4 protein-coding genes are annotated in these 5,297 nt (G+C 72.1%); 3 read left to right on the plus strand and 1 reads right to left on the minus strand.

Going from position 1 to position 5,297, the window contains the following annotated elements; all coding sequences use genetic code 11:
• Positions 1 to 331 precede the first annotated feature (331 nt).
• Positions 332 to 1,606 (plus strand): serine--tRNA ligase, encoded by a 1,275-nt coding sequence (serS, locus tag AA75_RS09750; RefSeq protein WP_033819464.1) that lies wholly within the window; start codon positions 332 to 334, stop codon positions 1,604 to 1,606.
• Positions 1,607 to 1,684: 78 nt separating this feature from the next.
• Here serS and AA75_RS09755 read toward each other — a convergent pair whose 3' ends face one another.
• Positions 1,685 to 2,479: an AfsR/SARP family transcriptional regulator gene (locus AA75_RS09755; RefSeq protein WP_033819465.1), complete on the minus strand. Its 795-nt coding sequence runs from the start codon at positions 2,477 to 2,479 to the stop codon at positions 1,685 to 1,687.
• 522 nt (positions 2,480 to 3,001) lie between these two features.
• Here AA75_RS09755 and AA75_RS09760 point away from each other — a divergent pair.
• Positions 3,002 to 4,459: an MFS transporter gene (locus AA75_RS09760; protein WP_082526382.1), complete on the plus strand. Its 1,458-nt coding sequence runs from the start codon at positions 3,002 to 3,004 to the stop codon at positions 4,457 to 4,459.
• Positions 4,460 to 4,560: 101 nt separating this feature from the next.
• Positions 4,561 to 5,262, plus strand: coding sequence for a hypothetical protein (locus AA75_RS09765; protein ID WP_051812068.1), 702 nt, complete (start codon positions 4,561 to 4,563; stop codon positions 5,260 to 5,262).
• Positions 5,263 to 5,297 lie beyond the last annotated feature (35 nt).

The raw sequence follows: 5,297 nt of genomic DNA on the forward strand, positions 1-5,297 counted from the left end.
GCCCCCCTCGTCCCCACCCCCTGACGGGGACACCCCCAGGGGGCACCCCAGTCGAGCTGAGGGCACCCCCAGTGGCACGGAGGGCACCTCCCAGGGGCGCGGGGAACTGCGCGCAGCGGTAGGCCTCACGCCCGAACCAGAGGTACTTGAGCGCAAGGCACCTCCCAGGGGCGCGAGGAACTGCGCGAAACGGGAGGTGCCCGTCCGGTGGCCTACCGCTGCGCGCAGTTCCGCCCCCAGCCTTCGGCCGGGAGGTGCCCCCAGCGCCCCTTGGGGTGCCCCGTCCTTCGTCCCCCGTGAAGTCCGTGATCCGTCTCCAGAGGAGAGTGCCGTGCACGACGTACGTGAGCTGATCGAGCTGGGTCCGGAGGCGGTGCGCCGGCTCGCGCGGCGCAGGTTCCGGCTCGACCTGGAGTTCCTGGGCGAGGCGCACCGCCGCCGCACCGAAGCCCTCGAGACCGTCGACCGCCTGCGCGGCGAGCTGAAGCGTGCCTCGCGCGGCCCCGCCGCGTCCGAGCAGGCCCGGGAGGACTCGCGCCGGCTGCGGGAGCAGGTCCAGGAGGCCGAGGCGGCCGTCCGCTCGGCCGAACTCGTCCTGGAGGACGCCCTGTCGGGCATCCCCAACCTCCCGCTCGACACCGTCCCGGACGGCGACAGCGAGAAGCAGGCGGTGGAGGTCCGCAAGGGCGGCCCGGCGCTGCGCCCCGCCGCCGGCGAGGCCCGGCACCACGCCGATCTGGGCGAGTCGCTCGGGGTGCTGGACGCCGGCCGGGCGGCCGCGCTGTCCGGTGCCCGGTTCAGCGTGAGCCGGGGTGCGGGTGCCCGGCTGGAGCGGGCGCTGGCCTCGTTCCTGCTGGACCTGCACACCACGGAGCACGGCTACACCGAGTACTCGGTGCCGCACCTGGTGAACCGGGAGACGATGACCGGCACCGGCCAGCTGCCCAAGTTCGAGGAGGACCTGTTCGCGACCTCGGTCGGCGGCCGGGAGCTGTTCCTGATCCCGACCGCGGAGGTGCCGCTGACCAACCTGGTGGCGAAGGAGCTGCTGGACGCCAAGGCGCTGCCGATCGCGATGACCGCCCGCACGCCCTGTTACCGCGCCGAGGCGGGTTCGTACGGGCGGGACACCCGCGGGGTGCTGCGGCTGCACCAGTTCGAGAAGGTGGAGCTGGTGCGGATCTGTGCGCTGGAGGACGCCCAGGAGCAGCTGGAGCTGATGGTGGGCCAGGTGGAGGAGTGCCTGCGCCGGCTGGAGCTGTCGTACCGGGTGGTGCTGCTGCCCGCCGGTGACATGGGCTTCTCGGCCCGGATGACGTACGACATCGAGGTGTGGCTGCCGGGCAGCGACTCGTACCGGGAGATCTCCTCGGTGTCGGACTGCGGCAGCTTCCAGGCGCGCCGGGCGGGCATCCGGCACCGGACCGCGGAGGGGCGCAAGCTGCCGGCCGCGACCCTGAACGGTTCGGCGCTGCCGATCGGGCGGACCGTCGCGGCGCTGCTGGAGCAGGGCGCGCAGCCGGACGGTTCGGTGCTGCTGCCCGAGGCGCTGGTGCCGTACACCGGTTTCCGGCGGATCCTGCCGGGCGGCGCGGTGGAGCACTGAGGCCGGGCCCCGCACGGCACAACAGCACAACGGCGCGACGCCCCCGGACGTCGCGCCGTTGTGCTGGACGGGGTCCGCTCAGGCGGAGCGGACCAGGTGCAGCGCCGCGGGCTGGTGCAGCGCGGGGGCCTGGATGAGGACCTCCCGGAAGAGCTGCTTGAGCTGCGGGGAGGGTTCCATGCCGAGTTCGTCGACCAGCCGCTGCCGGGCGGTGTTGTAGACCTCGACCGCCTCGGCCTGCCGGCCGGAGCGGTAGAGCGCCCGCATCAGCATCTCGGTGATCCGCTCGCGCCACGGGTGGGCGACGCTCATCCGCTTCAACTCGCCGATCACGTGCGTCGGTTCGCCGAACAGGGCGCCCATCCAGAGCCGGTCCTCCTGCGCGGCCAGGTACTCCTCGTCCAGTTGCAGGGCGATGCTCTGGCACAGCGGTCCGGGGGCGACGTCCTGCATCGGGCTGCCCTGCCAGAGGCCGAGCGCGCCCTCGAGCAGGGCGCCGGCCACCTCCGGGTCGCCGGTCACGGCGTGCCGGGCGGCGGCGAGTTGCTCGCGGAACAGGTACAGGTCGACGTCCTCGGGTGCGACCTCCAGGATGTAGCCGGAGGCCTGGGTGATCAGCGGCGGCACCTCGCCGTGCGGGCCGGCCAGCCGGCGCAGCGTGCGGCGCAGCCGGGAGACGTGGGCCTGCAGGGAGTTCTCCACCGTGGCCGGCGGGTTGTCGCCCCAGAGTTCGGTGTAGAGCTGTTCGGTGGGCACCAGGCGCCGGGCCCGGATCAGCAGGGTGGCCAGCAGGGTGCGCTGTCTGGTGCCGGGGATGGTGGCGAACCGGCCGTTGACGACGGCCCCGACCGGGCCCAGGATCCTGAACTGCATGTGTTCCCCCTGTGGTGAAGAGCGGTTGGTTGCCGGCGGAACAGGCGTGCGGATTGTCGGGGCGGGGGCTCGAGCCCGGCTGGAGGGTGCCGGGTACGCCGAGCAGGGGTCGAGCGGTGCTCCACCGGGTATCCACCCAGGGTCCGCAGTCGCTCCAGGACGCTCTGTCACCGTGCTTTCCGGGGACGTCCGACATCGGGCGGCTCCCCTGCCCGTGTGCCGAGGCGACCAGTTTCGCGCGTTCCCGAACATGATCAGCATTCATCCGAACGAAATCCCGAATTTCCGAATTCCCGGAACCGAGTTCCCGGAGCGCTGTCCGGCATGCCGCCGGCCGGGGTTCCGGGCGGCTTTGCGGTAATACCGTTCGTCGGCGAATTGTCAGCGAGTCGCCGAACCGTGGGGCGGCGTCCATTACCTCTCAGGTAATTGACCGCCCTTGTCAGGGGCGGCCAAGCTGGACACAGCCTCCGGATCGGCTGTGGCAGAGCAGGACTACGTGATCGACCAGGAGTTGGACCTATGACCACTGAGACAAACCCCGCCACGGCAGCGCCGTCGGCGCCGGCCGCGGACGTCGCGGCCGAGCCACACCGGGCGATTCTGCCGATCGTGCTCTCCGGCGTATTCATGACGACGCTGGACTTCTTCATCGTCAATGTCGCCATCCCGTCGACCCAGGCCGACCTGAACGCGACCGCCTCGGCGATCGAATGGGTGGTGGCCGGTTTCGGTCTCGCCTACGGCGTCGGCCTGATCACCGGCGGCCGCCTCGGCGACCTGTACGGGCGCCGCAAGATGTTCCTGCTGGGACTGGCGCTGTTCACCATCGCCTCGCTGTTCTGCGGCATCGCGACCAGCGGCTCCTACCTCGTGGCGGCCCGGGTCGGCCAGGGTGTCTCGGCGGCCCTGCTCGCCCCGCAGGTCCTGGCCATCCTCGGCACCGTCTACACGGGTGCGGCCAAGCTGAAAGTGTTCACCGGCTACGGTCTGGCGATGGGCCTGGCCGCGGTGTTCGGGCAGCTCATCGGCGGTCTGCTGATCCAGGCGGACATCGCCGGCCTCGGCTGGCGCTCCTGCTTCCTGGTCAACCTGCCGATCGGCGCCGCGATCATCGCACTGACCCTGAAGTACGTGCCGGAGACCCGGGCACCCGGTAAGCCCAAGCTCGACCTGGTGGGCGTCGCCGTCATCACCCTCGCCCTGGTCGCCCTGGTCCTCCCGCTGATCGAGGGCCGCGAGAAGGGCTGGCCGCTGTGGACCTGGCTGTCCTTCGCCGCGTCCGCCGTGCTGTTCGTGCTGTTCGCCCTGCAGGAGAGCCGGCTCGCCGCCCGCGGCGGCTCCCCGCTGGTCAACCTGTCGCTCTTCAAGGAGCGGGCGTTCAACGCCGGTCTGCTCAGCCAGCTGGTCTTCTGGATGGGCCAGGCCTCGTTCTTCCTGGTGTTCGCCCTCTACGTGCAGCGCGGCCGCGGCCTGGACGCCCTCCAGGCGGGTCTGCTGTTCGCGGCGATCGGCGCCGGGTACATGTACACCTCGATGAACGCCGGCAAGTTCGCGGCCAAGCTCGGCCGCCAGGTGATCGCGGTGGGTGCCCTGCTGATGGGCGCCGGCCTGGTCGTGCTGGGCATCACCGCCTCGCAGATCGGCACCACCGGCCACATCCTCTGGCTGATCCCGGGCCTGGTCATCGACGGTGCCGGCATGGGTCTGGCGGTCGCCCCGCTGGCCTCGACCGTGCTCGCCCGGGTCTCCCCGCAGTACGCGGGTGCGGCCTCCGGCGTGCTGACCACCGCGCTGCAGATCGGCAACGCGCTGGGCGTCTCGATCATCGGCATCATCTTCTACAACGCGCTCGGCGACACCCCGGTCGTCGGCGACTACCCGCACGCGTTCGACCTGAGCGTGATCTTCCTGGTCGGCGTCGCGGTGGTGCTCGCCGCCCTGGTGCAGATGCTGCCCCGCGGCAACTCCGGCAAGTGACCCCGAGTGGTGACCCACCCCGCCCCGGCCGGCCAGTACCGCGGCCGGGGCGGGCCCGTCACCGCACCGATCGAATCCCGAACCACGAAAGAGGACTCCCCGTGACCGCATCCGCCTCCTTCCTCGACCGCTACGTCAGGGTCTGGAACGAGCCCGACCCGGCCGCCCGCCGCGCCGCCGTGGCCGAGCTGTGGACCCCGGACGGCCTGCACTACACCCAGACCCGGGTGTTCCGGGGCACCGACGCCCTGGACGCCCGCACCACCGAGGCGTACGACCAGTTCGTCGGCGGCTCCGGCCTGCTCTTCCGGCACCGCGACAACCTGGTCGCCCACCACGACGCTGCCGTCTTCAACTGGGAGATGACGCCCGGCAGCAGCCACGACGTGCTGGCCGTCGGCTTCGACTTCGTCCTGCTGGACGAGGCCGGCCGGATCCGGGTCGACTACCAGTTCAACGAGCCGCCGGCCCCGGTCGCCGAGCTCGACGAGCTGGCCGGCCGGCTGCTCGCGCTGGCCAAGGAGCCGGACGAGGAGCTGCGCGGCAAGCAGACCGCCGCGCTGTACAGCCCGCACGCCCGGCTGGTCGACGCCGCCGCCGAGCGGGACGTGCCGAGCGCGCTGGCCGCCGCCCCCGCGGGCGAGGTCCGCCGGCTGCGCGGCCACGCCTCCGCCCAGCACGACGCGGTGCGCTACGGCTGGGAGCTGACCCCCGCCGACGGCGGCCCGGCCGTCACCGGCGTGGACTTCCTGATCCGCGGCGAAGACGGTCTGTTCACCGCCCACTACCGGTTCACCATCTGATGACGGGTCAACGGCGGGGGGGGGGGCGCGGGCCG

This window comes from Kitasatospora sp. MBT63 (genome assembly GCF_000710465.2).
GTDB lineage: Bacteria > Actinomycetota > Actinomycetes > Streptomycetales > Streptomycetaceae > Kitasatospora.